This window comes from Rhizobium changzhiense (assembly GCF_013087625.1).
Lineage (GTDB): Bacteria > Pseudomonadota > Alphaproteobacteria > Rhizobiales > Rhizobiaceae > Rhizobium > Rhizobium sophorae.
In genome coordinates, this window is record NZ_JABFCQ010000010.1 from 73,310 (window position 1) to 93,718 (window position 20,409).

22 protein-coding genes are annotated in these 20,409 nt (G+C 61.9%); 5 read left to right on the plus strand and 17 right to left on the minus strand.

The window, feature by feature from the left end:
• The first annotated feature begins 153 nt into the window (after window positions 1-153).
• Both mprF and G9X68_RS30735 read left to right on the plus strand, forming a co-directional pair.
• Window positions 154-2,757, plus strand: coding sequence for a bifunctional lysylphosphatidylglycerol flippase/synthetase MprF (mprF, locus tag G9X68_RS30730; protein WP_171605592.1), 2,604 nt, complete (start codon window positions 154-156; stop codon window positions 2,755-2,757).
• On the plus strand, window positions 2,754-4,136 hold the full coding sequence (locus G9X68_RS30735; protein WP_171605593.1) for a virulence factor family protein: 1,383 nt from the start codon (window positions 2,754-2,756) through the stop codon (window positions 4,134-4,136). Before mprF ends, G9X68_RS30735 begins: the two co-directional genes overlap by 4 nt.
• 121 nt (window positions 4,137-4,257) lie before the next feature.
• Here the strand turns inward: G9X68_RS30735 and G9X68_RS30740 are convergent, their stop codons facing one another.
• The 10 genes from G9X68_RS30740 to ruvC all read right to left on the minus strand — a co-directional run bounded on the left by G9X68_RS30740 (window position 4,258) and on the right by ruvC (window position 9,992).
• A complete protein-coding gene (locus G9X68_RS30740) occupies window positions 4,258-4,821 on the minus strand; it encodes a DinB family protein (protein ID WP_171605594.1) in 564 nt (187 codons plus the stop codon).
• A 91-nt stretch (window positions 4,822-4,912) separates the two neighbouring features.
• Window positions 4,913-5,425: an NUDIX hydrolase gene (locus G9X68_RS30745; protein WP_171605595.1), complete on the minus strand. Its 513-nt coding sequence runs from the start codon at window positions 5,423-5,425 to the stop codon at window positions 4,913-4,915.
• Between the two features lie 7 nt (window positions 5,426-5,432).
• Entirely contained in the window at window positions 5,433-6,335 is a 903-nt protein-coding gene (locus G9X68_RS30750; protein ID WP_171605596.1) for a metallophosphoesterase, read from the minus strand.
• Window positions 6,336-7,376, minus strand: coding sequence for a Holliday junction branch migration DNA helicase RuvB (gene ruvB, locus G9X68_RS30755; RefSeq protein WP_017968121.1), 1,041 nt, complete (start codon window positions 7,374-7,376; stop codon window positions 6,336-6,338).
• On the minus strand, window positions 7,373-7,777 hold the full coding sequence (locus tag G9X68_RS30760) for a type II toxin-antitoxin system VapC family toxin (protein WP_171605597.1): 405 nt from the start codon (window positions 7,775-7,777) through the stop codon (window positions 7,373-7,375). The genes ruvB and G9X68_RS30760 overlap by 4 nt, the downstream gene beginning before the upstream one ends.
• Complete coding sequence (locus G9X68_RS30765; protein ID WP_064651256.1) at window positions 7,774-8,058, minus strand: AbrB/MazE/SpoVT family DNA-binding domain-containing protein; 285 nt, start codon at window positions 8,056-8,058, stop codon at window positions 7,774-7,776. The genes G9X68_RS30760 and G9X68_RS30765 overlap by 4 nt, the downstream gene beginning before the upstream one ends.
• 74 nt (window positions 8,059-8,132) lie before the next feature.
• Entirely contained in the window at window positions 8,133-8,747 is a 615-nt protein-coding gene (gene ruvA / locus G9X68_RS30770) for a Holliday junction branch migration protein RuvA (protein WP_129419536.1), read from the minus strand.
• Window positions 8,748-8,760: 13 nt separating this feature from the next.
• Window positions 8,761-9,174 carry a type II toxin-antitoxin system VapC family toxin gene (locus G9X68_RS30775; protein ID WP_129419535.1) on the minus strand — a complete coding sequence of 138 codons (414 nt, stop codon included), beginning with the start codon at window positions 9,172-9,174 and terminating at the stop codon, window positions 8,761-8,763.
• Window positions 9,174-9,425, minus strand: a complete 252-nt coding sequence (locus tag G9X68_RS30780; RefSeq protein WP_171605598.1) for an AbrB/MazE/SpoVT family DNA-binding domain-containing protein — start codon at window positions 9,423-9,425, stop codon at window positions 9,174-9,176. The genes G9X68_RS30775 and G9X68_RS30780 overlap by 1 nt, the downstream gene beginning before the upstream one ends.
• Window positions 9,426-9,482: 57 nt before the next feature.
• Window positions 9,483-9,992 carry a crossover junction endodeoxyribonuclease RuvC gene (gene ruvC, locus G9X68_RS30785; RefSeq protein WP_129419534.1) on the minus strand — a complete coding sequence of 170 codons (510 nt, stop codon included), beginning with the start codon at window positions 9,990-9,992 and terminating at the stop codon, window positions 9,483-9,485.
• Window positions 9,993-10,233: 241 nt separating this feature from the next.
• Between ruvC and G9X68_RS30790 the strand changes: the two genes are divergently transcribed.
• The gene (locus G9X68_RS30790) at window positions 10,234-12,549 is read left to right on the plus strand and encodes a methyl-accepting chemotaxis protein (protein ID WP_171605599.1); all 2,316 of its coding nucleotides are present in this window, start codon (window positions 10,234-10,236) and stop codon (window positions 12,547-12,549) included.
• Between the two features lie 125 nt (window positions 12,550-12,674).
• Entirely contained in the window at window positions 12,675-13,676 is a 1,002-nt protein-coding gene (locus tag G9X68_RS30795; RefSeq protein ID WP_171605600.1) for an LLM class flavin-dependent oxidoreductase, read from the plus strand.
• An 86-nt stretch (window positions 13,677-13,762) separates the two neighbouring features.
• Here the strand turns inward: G9X68_RS30795 and G9X68_RS30800 are convergent, their stop codons facing one another.
• Entirely contained in the window at window positions 13,763-14,509 is a 747-nt protein-coding gene (locus G9X68_RS30800; RefSeq protein WP_171605601.1) for a YebC/PmpR family DNA-binding transcriptional regulator, read from the minus strand.
• Between the two features lie 142 nt (window positions 14,510-14,651).
• On the opposite strand from G9X68_RS30800, the gene G9X68_RS30805 reads away from it, so the two are divergent.
• Entirely contained in the window at window positions 14,652-15,155 is a 504-nt protein-coding gene (locus G9X68_RS30805; RefSeq protein WP_029871965.1) for a pyridoxamine 5'-phosphate oxidase family protein, read from the plus strand.
• A gap of 83 nt (window positions 15,156-15,238) precedes the next feature.
• On the opposite strand, the gene G9X68_RS30810 is transcribed toward G9X68_RS30805, so the two are convergent.
• The 6 genes from G9X68_RS30810 to G9X68_RS30835 form a co-directional block, all read right to left on the minus strand.
• A complete protein-coding gene (locus G9X68_RS30810; RefSeq protein ID WP_171605602.1) occupies window positions 15,239-16,084 on the minus strand; it encodes an MBL fold metallo-hydrolase in 846 nt (281 codons plus the stop codon).
• A 168-nt stretch (window positions 16,085-16,252) separates the two neighbouring features.
• Window positions 16,253-17,077: a TIGR00282 family metallophosphoesterase gene (locus tag G9X68_RS30815; RefSeq protein ID WP_003552528.1), complete on the minus strand. Its 825-nt coding sequence runs from the start codon at window positions 17,075-17,077 to the stop codon at window positions 16,253-16,255.
• Between the two features lie 3 nt (window positions 17,078-17,080).
• Window positions 17,081-17,668: a 5-formyltetrahydrofolate cyclo-ligase gene (locus tag G9X68_RS30820; RefSeq protein WP_171605603.1), complete on the minus strand. Its 588-nt coding sequence runs from the start codon at window positions 17,666-17,668 to the stop codon at window positions 17,081-17,083.
• Window positions 17,669-17,785: 117 nt separating this feature from the next.
• Window positions 17,786-18,472: a hypothetical protein gene (locus G9X68_RS30825; RefSeq protein ID WP_171605604.1), complete on the minus strand. Its 687-nt coding sequence runs from the start codon at window positions 18,470-18,472 to the stop codon at window positions 17,786-17,788.
• A 60-nt stretch (window positions 18,473-18,532) separates the two neighbouring features.
• Complete coding sequence (locus G9X68_RS30830; protein WP_171605605.1) at window positions 18,533-19,450, minus strand: NAD-dependent epimerase/dehydratase family protein; 918 nt, start codon at window positions 19,448-19,450, stop codon at window positions 18,533-18,535.
• Window positions 19,447-20,271 (minus strand): glycosyltransferase, encoded by an 825-nt coding sequence (locus G9X68_RS30835; RefSeq protein WP_171605606.1) that lies wholly within the window; start codon window positions 20,269-20,271, stop codon window positions 19,447-19,449. The genes G9X68_RS30830 and G9X68_RS30835 overlap by 4 nt, the downstream gene beginning before the upstream one ends.
• Window positions 20,272-20,409: the final 138 nt, after the last annotated feature.

Consider the following 20,409-nt stretch of genomic DNA (forward strand, 5'->3'; position numbering starts at 1 on the left):
GCCCGCCTGCGCAAATTCGCCCCAATTGAGGATAATTGAGGCGCAACGGGCGGGGCGGGTAGCGGCGGCATGGCTTCATAGAGCTTCCATGCCTCCTATGTTACGCCTTTCAAAAATGATTCCCGCCACGCTAGCAGTTGCGACAGGTACGAGATGTCGGGTCACGGCAATTTGGAAAATATGGAAGAATCGGGCGGATTTTCTTTTGGCGGGCTATTCAGACGGTACAGAACTCCGCTGCTGGCAGCCGCGTCACTGGTGGTTTTCTGCCTCGTCGGTTACGCGATCATGCAGCTCACCAACGAGGTGCGCTATGACGACGTCGTCGGTGCGCTGGCCGCGACCAGGCCGAGCGCGATCCTCCTTGCGTTGTTCTTCACGGCGCTCAGTTTCCTCGCGCTGATCTTCTACGATCTCAACGCCATAGAATATATCGGCAAGAAGCTGCCCTTTCCGCATGTGGCGCTGACGGCGTTCAGTGCCTATGCCGTCGGCAATACCGCCGGTTTCGGCGCGCTTTCGGGGGGTGCCATCCGCTACCGCGCCTATACGCGCCTCGGGCTCTCGCCGGAGGATATCGGCCGCATCGTCGCCTTCGTCACGCTGTCCTTCGGATTGGGGCTTGCCGGCGTCGCGGCGATCGCCCTCATCGTCATCGCCGACGAGATCGGCCCGCTCGTCGGCGTGAGCCCCTTCCTTCTGCGGCTGATCGCCGGTTCGATCGTCGCCATGCTGGGCGCGGTGATGATCATCGGCCGCGATGGGCGCGTGCTCGATCTCGGGCCCGTGGCAATCCGCCTGCCGGATTCGCGTACCTGGTCGCGGCAGTTCCTCGTCACAGCCTTCGATATCGCAGCCTCGGCATCAGTACTCTATGTGCTGCTGCCGCAGACGGCCATCGGCTGGCCGGTCTTCCTCGCCGTCTATGCGATCGCCGTCGGTCTCGGCGTGCTCAGTCACGTTCCGGCCGGCCTCGGCGTGTTTGAGACCGTGATCATCGCGTCGCTCGGCAGCGCGGTGAACATCGATGCGGTGCTCGGATCACTGGTGCTCTACCGGCTGGTTTACCATGTGCTGCCGCTGCTGATCGCGGTGCTCGCGGTCTCGGCGGCGGAGCTGCGTCGTTTCGTCGACCATCCGGCCGCCTCCAGCATGCGGCGCATCGGCGGACGGCTGATGCCGCAGCTGCTGTCCGCTCTCGCGCTGCTGCTCGGCGTCATGCTGGTGTTTTCGAGCGTCACGCCGACGCCGGACCAGAACCTCGAATTCCTCTCCAACTATCTGCCACTGCCGATGGTCGAAGGGGCGCATTTCCTCTCCAGCCTGTTGGGGCTGGCACTCGTCGTCGCCGCCCGCGGCCTCGGCCAGCGGCTCGACGGCGCCTGGTGGGTGGCCGTGTTCTCGGCGCTTGCCGCCTTGACTTTATCACTGTTGAAGGCGATCGCGCTCGTCGAAGCCGCGTTTCTTGCCTTCCTCATCTTCGGGCTCTTCGTCAGCCGCCGGCTCTTTACCCGCCAAGCCTCGCTGCTCAACCAGGCGTTGACGGCGTCCTGGCTGATGGCGATCGCCGTGATCGTCGTCGGCGCCGTCGTCATCCTGCTCTTCGTCTATCGCGACGTCGAATACAGCAACCAGCTCTGGTGGCAGTTCGAATTCACGGCCGAGGCGCCGCGGGGCTTACGCGCCGTTCTCGGCATCACCATCATCTCCTCGGCGATCGCCGTCTTCAGCCTGCTCCGGCCGGCAAGCTTCCGGCCTGAGCAGGCGACGGACGAGGCGCTGGCGCGTGCCGTCGAGATCGTCATGAAGCAGGGCAATGCCGACGCCAATCTGGTGCGCATGGGCGACAAGAGCATCATGTTCTCGGAAAACGGCGACGCTTTCATCATGTATGGCCGGCAGGGCCGCTCCTGGATCGCGCTGTTCGATCCGGTCGGCGACCATCGCGCCGTGCAGGAACTTGTCTGGCGTTTCGTCGAAGCGGCGCGCGCCGCCGGCTGCCGGGCCGTGTTCTACCAGATATCGCCGGCGCTGCTGTCGCATTGCGCCGATGCTGGCCTGCGCGCCTTCAAGCTCGGCGAACTGGCGGTGGCCGATCTCAGGACCTTCGAGATGAAGGGCGGCAAATGGGCGAACCTTCGCCAGACGGCAAGCCGCGCCCAGCGCGACGGGTTGGAATTTGCCGTCGTCGAACCGCAGGACGTGTCTTCGGTCATTGATGACCTTGCCGCCGTTTCGACGGCCTGGCTCGAGCATCACAATGCCAAGGAAAAGGGCTTCTCGCTCGGCGCCTTCGATTCCGATTATGTCTCCTCGCAGCCAGTCGGCATCCTGAAAAAGGACGGCAGGATCGTCGCCTTTGCCAATATCCTCGTGACCGAATCCAGACAGGAAGGCACGATCGATCTCATGCGCTTCTCGCCGGACGCGCCGAAGGGCTCGATGGACTTTCTCTTCGTGCAGATCATGGAATATCTGCGCGGGCAGGGTTTCACCCACTTCAATCTCGGCATGGCGCCCCTCTCCGGCATGTCGAAACGCGAGGCGGCGCCCGTCTGGGACCGCATCGGCAGCACCGTCTTCGAACACGGCGAGCGCTTCTATAACTTCAAAGGCCTTCGGGCATTCAAATCCAAGTTTCATCCGCACTGGCAACCGCGCTATCTTGCGGTCTCCGGAGGGGGCAATCCGATGATCGCGTTGATGGACGCGACATTTCTGATCGGGGGCGGATTGAAAGGGGTAGTGAGAAAATGATCAGGACAATCCTTCTTGCCACGGCATGCGCCTGCATGCTCGCGGCCGCACCGGCTGATGCTGCCGAAGAGACCACACAGAGCTTCGAAGCCGGACTCATCCCGTCGCCGCACATCTTCCTGCCGGAAGGGGAGGTGAAGGGCACGGTGATGCTGATCTCGGATGCGGCCGGCTGGGGCGACTATGAGAAGGCCGAAGCCGACAGGCTGGTCGCCGAAGGCGCCGTCGTCATCGGCGTCGACTTCCCCTCCTATATCCAGGCGCTCAACCGGTACGACGTCAGCCTCAATGACGGCTGCGTCTACATGGTCTCGGACATCGAATCGCTGAGCCAGCAGGTGCAGCGCGCGACCGGCAACAGTGCCTATCACCTGCCGATCGTCGCCGGCATCGGCGAGGGCGGGGCCTTAGCGCTGGCGATTGCCGCGCAGACGCCGGATGCGACGATCGGCCAGACGCTTGCTGTCGATCCGAAGGCCGGCATTCCACTCGCCCAGGGACTTTGCACGCCGGCTTCCAAGCAGGTCGTTGGCCAACGCACCATGTATGGCCTCAGCGACGGCGCTCTGCCGGATCCGATCGTCGCCGTCTTTACGCCCAATGCCGACAAGGATGGCAGGGCGCATGCCGAAGCGCTGAAGAAGGCCCATGCCGAGATCGAGATCCGCGAATCCACCGACGATGCGCAGACGGTATTTGCCGATACGCTCGACGATCTCGTCACCGCCTCCGGCGCCTTCGGCAATCCGCTCGGCCTGCCGCTGGCGGTGCTCGAGACAACGCCGGCCTTCGATACGATGGCGGTGATCTATTCCGGCGACGGCGGTTGGCGCGACATCGACAAGGAGGTCGGCGGCACGCTGCAGAAGGAAGGCATTCCGGTCGTGGGCGTCGATTCGCTCCACTATTTCTGGTCGGAGCGCAAGCCGGAGGAGACCGCGGCCGATCTTTCGAAGATCATCGATTTCTACCGCAAGCAGTGGAAGGTGAAGCATGTGCTGCTCGTCGGCTATTCCTTCGGCGCCGATGTCGTGCCGGCCACCTATCAGCTCCTCAAGCCGGCTGAAAAGTCGGCGGTGGTGCAATTGTCGCTGCTGTCGCTGTCACACGAAGTCGACTACGTCATCTCCGTTCTCGGTTGGCTCGGCCAGAAAACGGATGGGGCCGGAGGCGATCCCGTCAGCGATCTGAAGAACATCGATCCGAAGCTCGTGCAATGCATCTACGGCAAGGACGACGATGACGATGTCGCCTGTCCGGCGGTAAAGGAGAGCGGTGCCGAAGTGATCGAACTGCCCGGCGACCATCATTTCGACGAGAATTACGACCTTCTTACCAAGACGATCATCGACGGGCTGAAGAGGCGGCTGCAGAATTAGAGCCCGCCAATCGCCTTTTCCCTGACGAAAACCTGCTCCGGCAGAATGCTTCAATCTAACCCGGAAAGGCTCTAAAGCGTCGCGCGTCCGGTAGGACGCTTAAGCGCGCTTTACCATGAAATCAGCACATCAGCTTCTCTTCACTCCAGCCGAAGTCTGCAAGTTCGCTGCTGCGAAACCGTGCATCGTCGGCGACGATGAATTCGTCGAGCTGCGGCGGGGCGACGCTGGTGCCGGAGAGCATCGCATGCACCTGGCCGCGATGATGGGTCTGATGCTGGAAGAGATGCCCGAGCACGTCCTCCATCCGCTCCTGCTGGATGCGGGCGCCGCGATGGAGGCTGACGGTCGAGGCGAGCCTGTCCGGCGTCAGGGCCTCGCAAAGCGCCACCAGGCGCTGATCGACCTTCGCCTGCGCTTGCGCCAGCGAGGAGACGTCATCGAATGGTTCGTCGATCTCGAAGGCCTTGAGCCCGAGCGTGCCGCCTTCCAGGCCGTCGACATAGAACCAGTCGACCGTGATGATATGGTTCAAGGTTTCCTTGATCGAGGGGAAGAAGCTGGTGCGTGGCGCTTCGAATTCTCCAGGCTTCAATGTCGCGCAGGCCTGCAGCAGCCGGCGGTTGGCAAGGGCGTTGTTATAGGCAAGTTTGCGGAATGGCCTGACAGGATCGAAGGTCGGCATTGGCGCATCTCCTCTTTAAGCGCTTTTGGCTACAGCGCCCGGGCGCCTTTTGAGGCGCGCAAGGACGCTGTAACATTTTCAACTGCTTGCATCAGTCTTTGCCGTCGAGATCGCCGTCCCGCCAGACGAGATGACGTGGCGCAACGGGTAGGGCCTCGATTTCATCGGCGATGAAATAGGGCGGGATGTCGAGTGCGGTCAGGGCACTACGCGTTGCCGGCACCCATTTGAACTCGAGATGGTTGTCGCCGTCCTCGACCCGATGGATGATCTCGCCGGACAAAAAGGGGAATTCCGGCGGGAGGTCCATCAGGTAATAGAGACCGAGTTCATGCCAGTCGCGCCGTTCGTAGCGGAAAAAATTCTCGACAATCCACAGTAGCCGATGGACGGTCACCTCAACGCCCAGTTCCTCCACCATCTCCCGTTTGAGCGTTTCCTCCGACGTCTCGCCGATTTCCGCCCTGCCGCCTGGAAAGGTCCAGAAGGGCTCATGCACGGCGCGATGGACGAGCACGTGGCCGTCGCGAAAGCCGAGGCCGGCGATGCGATAGTTGAAACGCTCAGCGCCCGCATTCAGGCGGATGAGAGTGCGCTTGGCCATGCCATTCTTATCCAAGATCGATCACGACAATTTCCGGCGGCACGCCGAAGCGGACCGGTGCAATGGAGCAGCCGAGGCCACCGGACACGATGATATTACGCCCCTCCTCGAACATATGGCCATAGGCGTAGCGGTTGCCGTAACGCGAGGGGACGATCGGCGAACGGCCGAGGAGGCGGATCTGTCCGCCATGCGTGTGGCCCGAAAGCGTCAGCGAGACACGTTCGGGCACGCGCGGAAAGATATCGGGCTCATGGGCGAGCAGGATGACGGGCGCATCGTCCGTAACCTGAGCCATCGTTCCCTCGAGATCATCGAGGCCGAGCATATGCGTGCGGCCCCACTTCCGGCCCGGCAGCAGCGCCAGCTGATCTTCGAGGCCTGCGAGCCAAAAGCCGCGGCCATCTTTTTCGAGCCGAACGGCGCGGTTGCCATAGACCGGGATGCCGACGTCGGCGAGGGCTCGGTGTCCGAATGTCTCCATCCCGCCGTTCTTCTGGGCGGTCCTGTCCTCCCACCAATCATGGTTGCCCATGACCGCATGGACGCCGAGAGGGGCCTGCAAAGTGGCGAGCGCCTTCGACCATTGGCTCGAATGCACGTACTGCGTCACCATGTTCATGCCGGCGGCATAATCGCCGAGCAGGACGGTGACGTCGCCCTCCAGTTCATTCGCCCTGTGGCAGATCGCGGCAATGCGGCTTGCCGACATCCAGGGTTCGCAGGCATGGAGATCGGCGAGCGCAACGACGCGGAGCTTGAGCCCCGGCGTCCATCCGGGCGGCGTCAGCTGGTAGCGGGTGATGGCAAGCCGCGCGAGCGGTTCATAGGCGAAGGCGTAACCACCGAGCGACATGACGCCTGCGACACCGCCGCCCAGAACCTTGAAAAATCCGCGGCGGGTGATCACTCAGTTGTCCTCCTGGAACAGCCGGAACTGTGCAGCCTCCATATCCTTGGGCGGTTGCATTCCCAGATGTTTCCATGCGATTGCGGTCAGAACACGGCCGCGTGGTGTGCGCTGAATGAAACCCTGCTGGATCATGTAGGGCTCGATGATGTCCTCGATCGCGTCGCGCGGCTCGGAAAGGCCGGCGGCGATGGTTTCGATGCCGACCGGGCCGCCGCCGAAATTGACGGCGATCATGTTGAGGTAACGTTTGTCGAGCTGGTCGAAGCCGACATTGTCGACCAGCAGGCGGGTCAGCGCCTCGTCGGCGATTTCGCGGGTGACGGCTTCCGCCCTTGCCACCTCGGCGAAGTCGCGCACGCGCCGCAGCAGCCGGCCGGCGATGCGCGGGGTGCCGCGGGCGCGTCTTGCGATCTCGCGGGCGCCTTCCTCGGTGATCGGCAGGTTCATCAGCCGGGCGCCACGGCGCACGATCAGTTCCAGCTCCTCGACGGTGTAGAAGCTCAGGCGCACCGGAATGCCAAAGCGGTCGCGCAGCGGCGTCGTCAACAGGCCGAGGCGGGTGGTGGCCGCCACCAGCGTGAATTTCGACAGGTCGATCTTCACCGAGCGAGCGGCAGGGCCTTCCCCGATGATGAGGTCAAGCTGGAAATCTTCCATGGCCGGATAGAGGATTTCCTCGACGGCGGGATTGAGCCGATGGATTTCGTCGATGAAGAGCACGTCGCGCTCCTCGAGATTGGTCAGCAGGGCAGCGAGATCGCCGGCCTTGGCGATCACCGGGCCCGACGTCGAGCGAAAGTTGACGCCGAGTTCTTTGGCCATGATCTGCGCCAGCGTAGTCTTGCCGAGGCCGGGCGGACCGACGAAGAGCACATGGTCCAGCGCTTCGCCGCGGTTTTTCGCCGCCTCGATAAAGACCTTGAGATTGGCGCGCGCTTCCGCTTGGCCGGTGAACTCATCCAGCGATTGCGGGCGCAACGTGATATCAAGGTCTTCGCCCCGCTTTTCCGGCGATATCAGGCGGGCGGATTCGCTCATGAAAGAAGCTCCATACCTGGCACGGTCTTGAACGCGTGCCGGTCAAATGTCTTGGTCGCCGGGCATCCCTCATCCGCGGCGCGGTAGCCGATCAAGGCATCGGCAAAATCGGCGTTTCGCGTTTCCACGGCCCTCAGGGCCTTGATAACGAGGGTCTGGTTCTCGATGTCCAATCCCCTGACGCGTGTCAACTTGCCGATTGCCTCGACAACGTCCTTTTTCTTGAAGCCGAACCGTGCGCGCAGCGCCCAATCCAGTTCCAAGAGGTTCAGAAGCGAGAGAAATCCACGATAATCCCTGCCGATGCCTTCACCGAATTTCAGGGCGGCCGCCCTTTGCTCCGGATCATCGTCGACGATGAGCCTCAGCAGGACGTTTGTATCCAAGCCATAGGCAATCATGCCGCTACATCCGATTTCGATCGCGTGGCTTCGTTGACGACATCGCTGCCCGCAGCGTCGGTGACGGTAGCGTCGATCTCTTCCAGGGAAGCACGACCATTTGGAGGCGATCCCAGAAGGCCTGCAAGATCATTGAAGTTGATCGATTTCGGTGTAATCACGACTTCTCCGTCGATCATCGAGAAAACAAGCTGATCGCCAGGCTGAAGGCCGAGCGTGTCCCGCAACTCTTTCGGAAACGTTATCTGGCCTTTCGGTGAAAGGGTAAATTCTCCCCGCATGGATCAGCAGTCCTATCTATGTGCGTTGGTCGGAAAATTTGTCAATCGGCAGAAAAATGACATTCCATCCTACTCTATCGCGCTAGCTCCTTCAATCCCAGCCTGATCAGCTTGGCACTGTCGGCGCCGTCGCCTGCCGTCTTCATTGCCGTGGCAATCGCGTTCGCCGCCTGGTCGCGGGAATAGCCGAGGTTGGTCAGCGCAGATACCGCGTCGGCGACCGGGGCGGCCGCGACCCCTTCGCCGAGTTCCTGCTTGAGGGCGATATTGATCGCTTCGCCGGCAAAGGCCGGCGCCCGGTTCTTGAGCTCGGTGACGAGACGCATCGCCACTTTCGGACCGACGCCCGGCGCACGCGAGACGGCGGCGCGATCCTGCAGGGCAATCGCATTGGCGAGTTCGCCTGGTGTCAGCGTCGAGAGCACGGCGAGCGCCACCTTGGCGCCGACGCCCTGAACGCTCTGGAGCAGGTTGAACCATTCCCGCTCCAGCGCGGTCATGAAGCCGAAGAGCCTTAGCTGGTCCTCGCGCACATAGGTTTCGATGAACAGCACGCACGCCTCGCCGGCTGAGCCGAGCTTGGACAGGGTGCGGGCCGAGCAATGGGCGACGTAGCAGACGCCGTGCACATCGACGAGCACATAATCTTCGCCGATCTCGTCTATGGTGCCTTTCAGCTTGCCGATCATGGGTCGCGGTCTCTCAAGGATGCGTTTCGGGGGTTATAAGGTCAACGGAGGGGAAATAGGAGCGGTATCCGCTGGGATCGCGGGTCAAAATTCTGTAGCCCCTTATCGCCGCATGCGCGCCGATGAAGAAATCGGGCAATATCCGTTCGCGCCCACCGCCGGCGCGACGGTAAAGCCGGAAGGCCGCAGCAGCGGCGAATGCAGCCGGCCAAGGCAGGTTCTCGCGGCGGAATTCATCCTGCGGCAGCAGTCGATCGACTTCGTCCACGTCGTCGTACCGAACGGAAAATTCGGAATAGATGATCGGGTTTATGAGGACAGGTCCGTCTTTGAAGACGTCAAGCATCTTTCGACGCGACCACCCGTGCCAGTCCGAACCGACTACGGCCAGATCGACAAGTATGTTCGTGTCGACAAGTGTGGCCATCAGCGATCACGGGTCATCGACATAAGGTCTTCGGCATCGATCTCCTGATCGCCAGTGCCCTCGAGACGACGGAGCGTCTGTATGAAACGATCCAGGCGGCCCCGATCCTCGATCTCCTGCTTGCCGTTCTTCGGCGAGAGAACGAGCTTGCCGCCCTCTATCGAGAAAATGACCTCGCTATTGGCCTCGATACCGACAAGTTCCCTGAGATCGCGAGGAATAGTGACCTGCCCTTTGGACGTGACACGCATCTTGTTGCTCCTTCAGAGTAAGAATTATCCTTACCAATGGAACAAGTCAAGAACAAGCTATCCGGCCAGCGCCTGTCGCATCCGGTTGCTGCCGCGATTATGCGCATGGCAGATGGCGATCGCCAGGGCGTCGGCGGCGTCGTTGCCCTTGAATTCGACCTTCGGCATCAGAATCTTCAACATCATGTGGATCTGCTGCTTTTCGCCGTGGCCGACGCCGATGACGGCCTTCTTCACGGCGTTCGGGGCATATTCGGAGACCGGCAGCCCGGCGCGCGCCGGCACCAGCATGGCAATGCCGCGGGCCTGGCCAAGCTTCAGGGTCGCCACCGCATCCTTGTTGACGAAGGTCTGTTCGACGGCGGCTTCATCCGGCTTATAGCTGTGGACGATCTCCGCCAGGCCGTCGTGCAATTGGCAAAGGCGGGAGGCAAGGTCCATGTCGCCATCGGAAGTCACTGTTCCAGATGCGACAAACCGCAGGGAATTGCCCAGCGTGTCGATGATTCCCCAGCCGGTGCGGCGAAGTCCAGGATCAATACCGACGATGCGAATCGTATTTTGCATGGTTCAACCTATAGCGATCGCGAAATAAGTGCCATCGATATGTGAACAAAACAAAAACACTCCCGGATTTAGGGCCCGACATTTACCGCGAATTAAAACAGATGCCTGAATTCTAGTCGTCAATACGAGAGGGGCTTCTTTTCGCGAAGATTAAGCCTCCGATGTTCTGTTTACAGGTCGGTCGATCAGGCATGCGCTGCATGCCCGGCTGGCAAGCGCGTTCAGAAGGGGTTCGTCGTACATGGCACAGAGATTTCAATCCCTGTCCTTCAAGGTCATCGTCACATTCATTCTGCTGACCGTGCTGTCGATCGCGGTCATCGACGTGCTGGCCTATTTTGCCAGCAGCCGCATCTCCGACGAGCAGGCGCTGAAGGCCAAGGAAAGCGTGCTGATCTTCCGCGGCGACATGCTGCAGGACCAGCTGGCGCAGCTTGAAAACCAGGCCAACTCGATTGCGCGCATCGAGGCGCTGCAAATGTCGATCACCAGCCTGAAGAGCGGCTGGAAAACCATCGAGAAAACCTCGGGCGACGCTCGTGCCGAGCTGAAGAAGGTTTTCATATCGAACAATCCCAACCCGGCCGACCAGCGCGAGAAGCTCATGAAGCCGGAAGGGCCGAGCGGTTTTTATTATTCGAACCATGAGAAGACGCAGGGCGAAGTCGCCCGCGACCTCGAGGATACCGCCTTCAGCGACCTGCTGATCGCCGATCTCGAGGGCACGGTCCTCTATTCTTATAAGAAGCAGGACGATTTCGCTGAGAACCTGAAGTCGGACGCCTGGAAGACAACCGGCGCCGGCATCGCTTTCGCCAAGGCGATCGACAATACCGCCAAGGCGACCGATGACGCCGCGCCGACAGGCTTCTCCGGCCTTCGAGTCGATGCCGGCAGCGGCAAATCGGCGATCTTCTATGCCGTGCCGATTATCAAGCTTGGAGCGGCCAAGGGCATCATCCTCTTCAAGGTGCGCGACGACATCGTCACCGGCATCCTCGCCAAGGGCATCGTTCAGGGCAGCACGGCGCGGGCGGCGATCGTCTCCGGCGATGGCTCCGCCGTCGGCCTCGACCGAAGCGGCAAGCTTGCTACGCTCGATGCGACGCCCTTCACCTTCATCAAGAGCGCGCTTGCCAGTTCGGCGATGACGGTTGCCGATTTCGACCGGGCGGACGGTACGGCTCGTGCCTATGTCCGCGGCATCGACTATCGCGGCGACCGCTTCCTAGTGGTCGAGAGTGTGCTCTTGAGCGAGCTCAATGCCGGCTCGATCGAGATCGCTACCTTGCTGACGATGATCGGCATCGGCGTGCTCGTGGTCATGGCGGTCACGACCGGGCTCGTCACCAATCTGCTGTTTTCGCCGCTTGCGCGGCTTGCCGGCGTTACCCGCGATGTCGCCGACGGCAAGCTCGACAGCGAGATCGGCAGCCTGAACCGCAAGGACGAGATCGGCACGATGGCCAACGCGCTCGACCGCTTCCGGCAGTCGCTCATCGAAAGCCGCGAGCTCGAAGCCGCCAGTGAAGAGACGCGCCTGCGGGCCGAGCAGGACCGCCAGCAGAACCTGACCGAGCGTGAGGCCGAGGCGAAGACGCTGCAGCAGGTGGTCGAGGCGATTGACGAGGGCCTGCATCATCTGGCGAGCGGCGATCTTGCTTATCAGATCGATACCCGTTTCCCGAACGAGCTTGAAAGCCTGCGCGTCAATTTCAACGAGGCGCTGGCGACGCTCAGCGAAACTATGACGGCAATCGGCCGCAACTCGATGGCGGTACGCGCCGGCTCCGAGGAGATGCGCACCGGCGCCGACGAACTTGCCGGTCGCACCGAGCGCCAGGCCGGCTCGATCACCGAGACGGCTAATGCGATCAGCGCCATCACACAGTCGGTCCGCCGGCAGATCGAGCGAGCCGAGCAGGCCGAGCGCATCGCCCGCGACGCCAAGAAGGAGACGACAGGCTCCGGCCAGATCATGCGCGAGACGATCGCGGCGATGGAGGCAATCCAGGCCTCCTCGCGCCAGATCAACACGATCATCTCAGTCATCGACGACATCGCCTTCCAGACCAACCTCCTGGCGCTCAATGCCGGTGTCGAAGCGGCGCGCGCCGGTGAATCCGGCAAGGGCTTCGCCGTCGTCGCCATGGAAGTGCGCGAGCTGGCGCAGCGCTCATCAAGTGCGGCCAAGGAGATCTCCAGCCTGCTGCAGAAATCGACGCATGAGGTCGAAAGCGGCGTTACGCTTGTGGAAAAAGCGGGCGTTGCGCTGACGGGCATCGGCGCCCATGTCGAGGCGATCAACGGCCAGATCAACGAGATCATGGGTGCGACCCGCGAGGAGGCCAACACGCTGCGTGAGATCAATAGCGCTGTCGCCGAACTCGACACGATGACGCAACAGAACGCCTCGATGGTCGAGGAGACGACGGCGGCGATCCACCGGCTGGCGACGGAAGCCCTGGAAATGGACCGCCAGCTCGGCAATTTCACGCTGCCGCCCGGCCACCACCAGCCGAGCGCTGAGGTGCATGTGCTGCGCCGTCACCGATAAACGATCGCTTCTGACATTGCAGAAGGGTCGCGCTCGCGCGGCCTTTTTGTTTGCGCGCGTGGTTTGGAATGGTGCGGGCGCGAACCTACATAGACGGCATCGTTCAACCGCCCGGCAGGTTTCCCATGGTTCCCTTCTCCATACTCGACCTTTCCCCCGTTGCCGAAGGCAGCACCGTGCGCCAGTCCCTCGAGGGTTCGGCGCGGATGGCTGTGAAGGCCGAGGAATTCGGCTACAAGCGCTTCTGGCTTGCCGAACATCACGGCATGCCGGGGATCGCCAGCGCTGCCACCGCCGTCGTCATCAGCCATGTCGGGGCTGCGACAAAGCACATCCGCATCGGCTCCGGCGGCATCATGCTGCCCAATCATTCGCCGCTCGTCATCGCCGAGCAGTTCGGCACGCTGGAGGCGCTCTTCCCCGGCCGGATCGATCTCGGCCTCGGGCGCGCGCCGGGAACGGACATGCGCACGGCACAGGCGCTGCGGCGCAATCTCGAGGCCGGCGCAAACAGCTTCCCGAACGACGTGGTGGAACTGCAGCAACTCCTCGGCACACCGGTCGAGAACCAGGCAATTCTTGCCGTGCCGGGCAACAGTTCGCACATCCCGATCTGGCTGCTCGGCTCCAGCCTCTACAGTGCCCAGCTCGCCGGCATGCTCGGCCTTCCCTATGCCTTCGCCTCGCATTTCGCGCCCGACATGCTGCTCGATGCGATCGCGATCTACCGCGACCGCTTCCAGCCTTCGGCGACGCTGGACAAGCCCTACGTGATGGTCGGCGTCATGGGCGCGGTGGCGGCGACTGATGAGGAGGCGCGGTACCATTTCACCTCCGCTGAGCAGCAGTTCGTCAATCTGCGCCGCAATGTCCGCGGCCCGTTCCCGCGTCCGGTGGCTGACATGGACGCTTTCTGGTCGCCGATGGAAAAGATGAATGTCGAACACACGCTGCGTTATGCCGTTGTGGGCTCGCCGAAGACGGCGGAAGCGAAACTGTCGGAGTTTCTGCGGGAAACACAGGCCGACGAGGTGATCATCTCGATGCCGATCCACGATATCGAGGCGCGGCTGAAATCCTTGGAGTTTTTTGCAGGGCTCGGAAATTTCATGCGGGCCGCCGCATAGGGTTTTCAAGCGGCGCCTCGGGCATCTTGGCAGTAAAAAACCCGGCATCGCAGCCGGGTTTTCTATTGACGATCGTCAGAGGAAATTCAGGCCGAGAGCTTCGCCAGAACCTCTTCCGAGACTTCGAAGTTGGAATAGACGTTCTGCACGTCGTCGTCGTCTTCCAGGCTGTCAATGAGCTTCATCAACGACTGGGCCTTTTCCTCGTCGACCGGCACGTTGTTCTGGGCGCGCCAGACGGCCTTGACGGTTTCGGCTTCGCCGAGGCTCGATTCCAGCGCTTTTGCCACTTCGCCAAGGGCTTCGAAGGCGCAGGTGATGTAGTGGCCGTCTTCGTCGGACTCGACGTCGTCGGCGCCGGCTTCGATCGCGGCTTCCATCACCTTGTCGGCATCGCCGACGGAAAGCTTGTAGGTGATTTCGCCGACATGGTCGAAGGAGAAGGAAACGGAGCCGGTTTCGCCGAGAGCGCCGCCGGCCTTGGTGAAGCTCGAGCGGACGTTGGAGGCGGTGCGGTTGCGGTTGTCGGTCAGCGCCTCGACGATGATCGCCGTGCCGCCGGGGCCATAACCTTCATAGCGGACTTCATCATAATTTTCGCCGTCGGCGCCGGCTGCCTTCTTGATGGCGCGGTCGATATTGTCCTTCGGCATAGACTGAGCCTTGGCGTTCTGGATCGCCAGGCGAAGACGGGCGTTCATCGTCGGGTCGGGCAGGCCGGCCTTGGCGGCAACGGTGATTTCGCGCGCAAGCTTGGAGAACATTTTCGACCGCACGGCATCCTGACGGCCTTTGCGGTGCATGATGTTTTTAAACTGTGAATGGCCAGCCATGGCACCCCTGTTCACGTCTCATTGTTCGGAATGGGCCGCCTTATAAGAGCGAAACGGCACCCGTTCAAGGAAAAAGCAGTTCGGAACAAAGGCGAGGGGATGACGTTTCAACCGAACTCCCATCCAACGGAAAGGAACGGTCATGGCAAGTCTCAGCGAGGCGCAGGAACATCCAGCACGTCAGCTCTGGGATCAGGTCAACGGCGTTCATGCCGGTATGCTCGGAATTTCCGGACTGGACATGCACATGCAGCCGATGGCGCCGCATGCCGATCCCACCACCAACACCATCTGGTTCTACACCAAGACCGACGCCGACATCGTGCGCGCCATCAAACCCGGCAGCCGCGCGCATTTCTGCGTTATCGGCAAGGATCACGACTATCACGCCTGCCTCGCCGGTGTGATCGAGGTGCATCCTGACCCCTCCAAGATCGAGGAATATTGGAGCTCGATCGTCGCGGCCTGGTATGACGGCGGCAAGAAGGACCCCAAGCTCACCATGCTGTCGCTCCATGTCGACGATGCCGAGATCTGGGTTTCCACAGGCAACAAGCTGAAATTCGGCTGGGAGATCGCCAAGGCCAATCTTGACGACGACAAGATGCCGGATGTCGGCATCAAGCGCCATCTACAGTTCGCCTGATGCAGGAATTCAAAGCGCTACAGCGTCTTTTGCGCGTCTGAATAGACGCGCGGCGCCGTAGAAGGGAAACCGCCGGGCCTTTTTTACTGCACACCCTTCATGACATAGATCAGCGGCTTTTTCGGCAGGGTACGCATCGAGACGGTGATACTGTCATCGGGCGCATTGGCGACGTCGAAATCCTTTCCGAACATCGAAACGAAGGCTTCGACCGGCGGGCCGCGCCGGTGCATCGGCAGGATCAACGACGAGCACAGCCGCTTGATGACGCGGCTCATGCTGTCGGCGCCCATGGTCAGGCCGCCATCGACGGGGACCATGACGACGTCGAGGCGGCCGATCTCGGTATAATGGGTATCCGTCAGCTCGTAATGCAGGTGGCCGAGATGTCCGATGCAGAGGCCGGCGATCTCGAAGATGAAGATGGAATTACCGTTTTCGTGCGAGCCGCCGAGGCCATAGCTGAAGCGAATATCCGTCGTGACGTTGCGGATATAGGCATCGCCGACGACGAGATTGACATTGGCCTTCTCGTCCGGAACATCGCTCCACCCGTGCAGTACGTGCTTGATGCCCGGATCGGGCGCCAAGGTGAAGTGGGTCGAGTGGGCCTTGTTCATCGTCACGACGTCAGGCATCGTCGCCGGCCTGTACCAGCCATTATAGTCTGTCGCGATGACGATTCCGCCCGGGGTCTCGATCGCGAAGGTGGAGTGGCCGAGGAAGGTGAGTTTGACGTCCTCGCCCTCGGAGACGGCAGGCATCAGCGGCGGAGCGCCGGAAAAGCTTGCGAAGGTCACCTTGGGGATGGTTTGCGCGATCGCCTGGCACTGGCTGACCGGTGGCCGCTGCTCTTGTGCTCCGGCAAGACTAGGCGCGGCGAAGGCCGCAAGGTATGCGATAGCGAGGACAAGATATCGCGGCTTCATGCCACCCCTCCGGCGCTCTATCACCCTTTAATCGGCGCATAATCCTTTCAGAAAATCGATTCCGATTTTCGGGGGTATGCGCGAGTGGCGGGAGGATGCGGCATGAGGCCGCAGGGGTCCAGACGGCGGATGCTCACAATTGCGTGTTGGATGGCCGCTCGTCGGCCGTTACCGCCAGAACTCCGGTACAGTCTCAGCCAACCGCGGTCCGAGCCGGAGCGGCGCGATCTTTTCGGCAAGTCCCGTCGTATCCGAGATTTCCACGCCGACGCCGCAGATCGTCGCGGGGCCGTTCGCTGCCTCCATGCGACCCTTCGGCATCTTGGAGATGAAGCGGTTGAGCGGCTCCTCCTTGTCCATGCCGAGGGAGGAGTCGTAGTCGCCGCACATGCCGGCATCCGACATATAGGCGGTGCCGCCGTTCAGGATCTGTGCGTCGGCCGTCGGCACATGCGTGTGGGTGCCGACGACGAAACTGGCACGGCCGTCGACGAAATGGCCGAAGCACTGCTTCTCGCTGGTCGCCTCGGCATGGAAATCGAAGATGATCGCATCGGCCTGCTCCTTCAGCGGGCAGGCGGCGAGGATGACCTCCGCCGATTTGAAGGGGTCGTCGAGTTCGGGATGCATGAAGACCCGGCCCATGACATTGGCGACGAGCACGCGCGCGCCGTTCCTGGCATAGAAAAGGCCGGAGCCGCGGCCGGGCGTGCCTTGCGGATAGTTGGCCGGCCGCAGGAATTGATCGTGCCGCCCGGCAAAGGCGACGGCTTCCTTCTGATCCCAGACGTGATTGCCCGTCGTCACCACATCGGCGCCGGCATTGATCGTTTCCAGAAAGATGTCCTCGGTGATGCCGAAGCCGCCGGCGGCATTCTCGCCGTTGACGATGACGAAATCGAGCTTGAGGTCGGAAACGAGGCCGGGGAGGCGGTCCCACACCGCCGTGCGTCCCGTCTTGCCGACCATGTCACCCAGAAAAAGCAGCCGCATTCCCTATCCAATCCAAGAGGAAAAAAAGCGAAGGCCGCTTTCTGTCAGGATGGCATCCAGGCTTATGTCATGCGGCTCGTCGGGCACATGTGCCACTTCCTGGCAGTCGAATGCAATGCCGATCAGCTTCGGATGCAGGCCTTTTTGCCTTAGCCGGCTGATGGCTCGATCGTAGTGGCCGGCGCCGTAGCCGATACGGTGGCCGCGGGCATCGAAGGCCGAAAGCGGCACCAGCATGATCTCTGGATCAAGAATGGCGGCATCCGCGCTGGGGCCGACCGTGCCGAAACCGGTATCGACGAGGGGCGCGCCTTCCGCCAGCTCGCGAAAGACGATGGTCTGCCGGTCAAGGATCGCCGGCACGCAGAGCCGTGCACCGCGCACGGCAAAGCGCGCCATCAGCGGCCGGAGATCGGCTTCCGAACGGATCGGCAGGAAGCCGGAGACGATCGTATCCAGCGCAAAACCAACGGCCTCGCCGGCATGGTCGGCCATTGCGAGGCTTTTGGAGGCGCGTTTCTCAGCGGGGATGGCGTCGCGCGCGGACAGCCGTTCGTTGCGCAGCTGCGCTTTCAATTCTCTAGCGGTCATTCGATCTGCCGGTTTTGTGAGATTCGAGCGAGCATAGACGGCCGGATGTCCGATGCAAATGCCAGATGCGACGGCATCACCCTCGTTTCACGCCTCGTCCGCCGGCGGCAGCGGTCGTCAGACGACGATGCTTGTCGGTATTGTCGCCGTGGCGATGGAGAAGCCGGCCATATTGGCCCCGGCCTGCTGCCGCAACTCGCGCATCGCCTTTTCGAGCACTTGCTTGAGTTCACGCACCACCGCCTTGAACTCTTCCATTGTTTCGCGATCATCGGCCGAAATGCCTGAGAATTTCGGGGCATCTTCGGCGACGCTCGCATAGGCGTTGCGGGCGTTGGCGGCGGCGTCCGGTTCCTGCGAGCCGGTCTCGCCGGCCGCAGTTTCTCCTGAAGTATCCGTCAGCGCAGCCGCGGCCCCGCTCGTTGTGACGGCCGCAGCGCCTGTGGTTGCATCCATCGAAACAGCCGCTGCCGGGCTGCCGGTCGCGACTGACGATGCGAATTCGGAGGCGGCGGTGCCAACCTTGCGCGCCAGTTCGGCGGCCAGCCGGGCGACCACCTCAGGAGCCATGTTGGAGCTGCGCAGCATCTCCAGCTGCTGTTTCGCCTCTTCGAGCTTGCGTTGTGCCTTCGCCTTGGCCTCGTCTCCCGAGTTCGCCAAGGTCTGGCGCATCTGCTGCAGCGCCTGGGTGGCGCGCTGCAACTTCAGCACACCTTGATCGGTCTCGCTTCCGGCGGTTGAAATGGCTGCGGTCGAAGACGCGCCGCGCAAGATGATGGAGGCAGACGTGGTTGCGACCTGCATGGAATATTCCCCGATTTTTAATTCGCGCCCCCGATTGCAATTCGGGCGCATTCTGCAACGTCAGACTTGCGTGGACCTGTGCCTTGGGGATTCGGGAAGTGCAACGGCCAGCCGCTGCACCGTCTCCTCGAACAGAGGTGCTCCGCCTGGCGCCCAGCCGAGCGCGCGGATTTTCGCCGTGCTCATGGGGTTGAGTGCTGCGCTATCGGCAGGGGCTGGCAACGCGTGCCGACAGCCCGTCTCGCGGCGGATGGCTGAAAGGATATCGCGCGTGTCGACTGACATGTCCGAGACGTTGAAGACCTCACCGGAGATGCGGGTGCTTTCCGTCTCCAGCATCAGTCTCACCGCCCGACCGAGGTCGCGGCCGTGAACTTCCGTTCCCAGACGGGCGGCAACCGGCCGGCCGGCGAGGTAATCGGCGATGATGCCGTCCCATTTGTTCGGCGAGAGATCGCCATAGACGCCGGTCGCCCTCAGGCTTACGCCGGCAAAGCCCGGCGTGGAGAGGTGGGTAAGCGCGCGTTCGGCATCGAGCTTCACCTGACCGTAGAGTGTTTCGGGCTTGGCCAGCATCGTCTCCGTCAGTTCGGTTCCCGGCGGGTGTTCGCCGTAGGCGGCGCGGCTGGACAGGAAGACGCAGCGGCGCGTGCCGGCGCGTTTGGCGGCTTCGAAAAGCCGGACGGTGCCGTCGAGGTTCAACCTGTGGAAGGTCTTCGGATCGTCGCCCTCGCCGCCGCGATATTTGCCCGGAACATGGCTGAAGGCGGCGTGGACGAAGAAATAGGCGTCGTCGAAGACGTCGATCTGATCCTTGTCGGGATCGAGCGAAAGTGCTGCGAATTCGACCGGGCGGGAGAAGAGGCGGGGCAGCGGCGCGCGACGCCCGCCGACGATCACCTGATATCCGGCGGCCAGCAGTTCCTCGACGACATACCGGCCGACGAGACCCGTTCCACCCGACACCAGTACCTTCATGCTACCCCTTCCGGATTGTTCAGCGCGGTGATCTCAGGCATATCGCCGCCATCGTGGAAACGGTGCCACAGATCGATCAAAGGTTGTAGTCGCGCTGCCTTGGGATGATCCTTTTCCCACGGTTTTTCATACTGGTAATGCAGGATCGAAATGCTCTTCCAGTCCCAAAGCTCCGGCATGGTGAACCATACATATTGCAGCATGTTGAAATAAACCGGCAGGCCGTGCCAATCCGGGAAGAACGTCTCGAGAAAGGTCTGATCGGTTCGCCGCCAGAACGCGTCCGGCCTGTCGAGCCTTTCGAGCATGTGCCGGAACGTGTCATGCGAAGGCGTGGCGACGAAGACGCCGGAATTCATGCGGCGGAAATCGGCGAGGTTTTCGTAGACATTCGGGGCGGCGGAAAATTCCGGATAGAGGAAAAGTTTGTCGACGTTCTTCAGCACGAGGGCATCGGCATCGATGAAGACGCAGCGCTCGTATTCGACAAGCTGCCAGAGCCTGAGCTTGCAGAAATTGTCGAGCGGCGAATGGAAATCCGGTTTGCGACCCTTAGTGAAAGGGGCTGTCGAATGGAGCTGCCCACGCGCATGGCGTTCGGTGAAGGCCGCAGACAGTGGCAGGTGCTCGACCTCGATCAGGCGGCAGTCGAGCGCTTCGATGGGTGCGAGAATGGTTTTGTCGACACCGCCGGTATGGAGAATGACGATGTCGGCCCCAGTGCCGGTTCGGCGTAGGGAGCGGGCAAGCGCGGTCGCGCCCATGGCGTAATCGGCATTGGTGACGAGTGTGACGTAGGCGAAGACGGACGAGCGGTTCATCGGATTCCGCTGCCTCGGTATATCTGGCTACGGCGAAGGAGAGACGGCAAGGCGTTGCTACATGTCTCTTCTCCCCAGCGGGGAGAAGGTGCCGGCAGGCGGATGAGGGGGCGAGCGACGATAGGAGCGAGTGCGCTG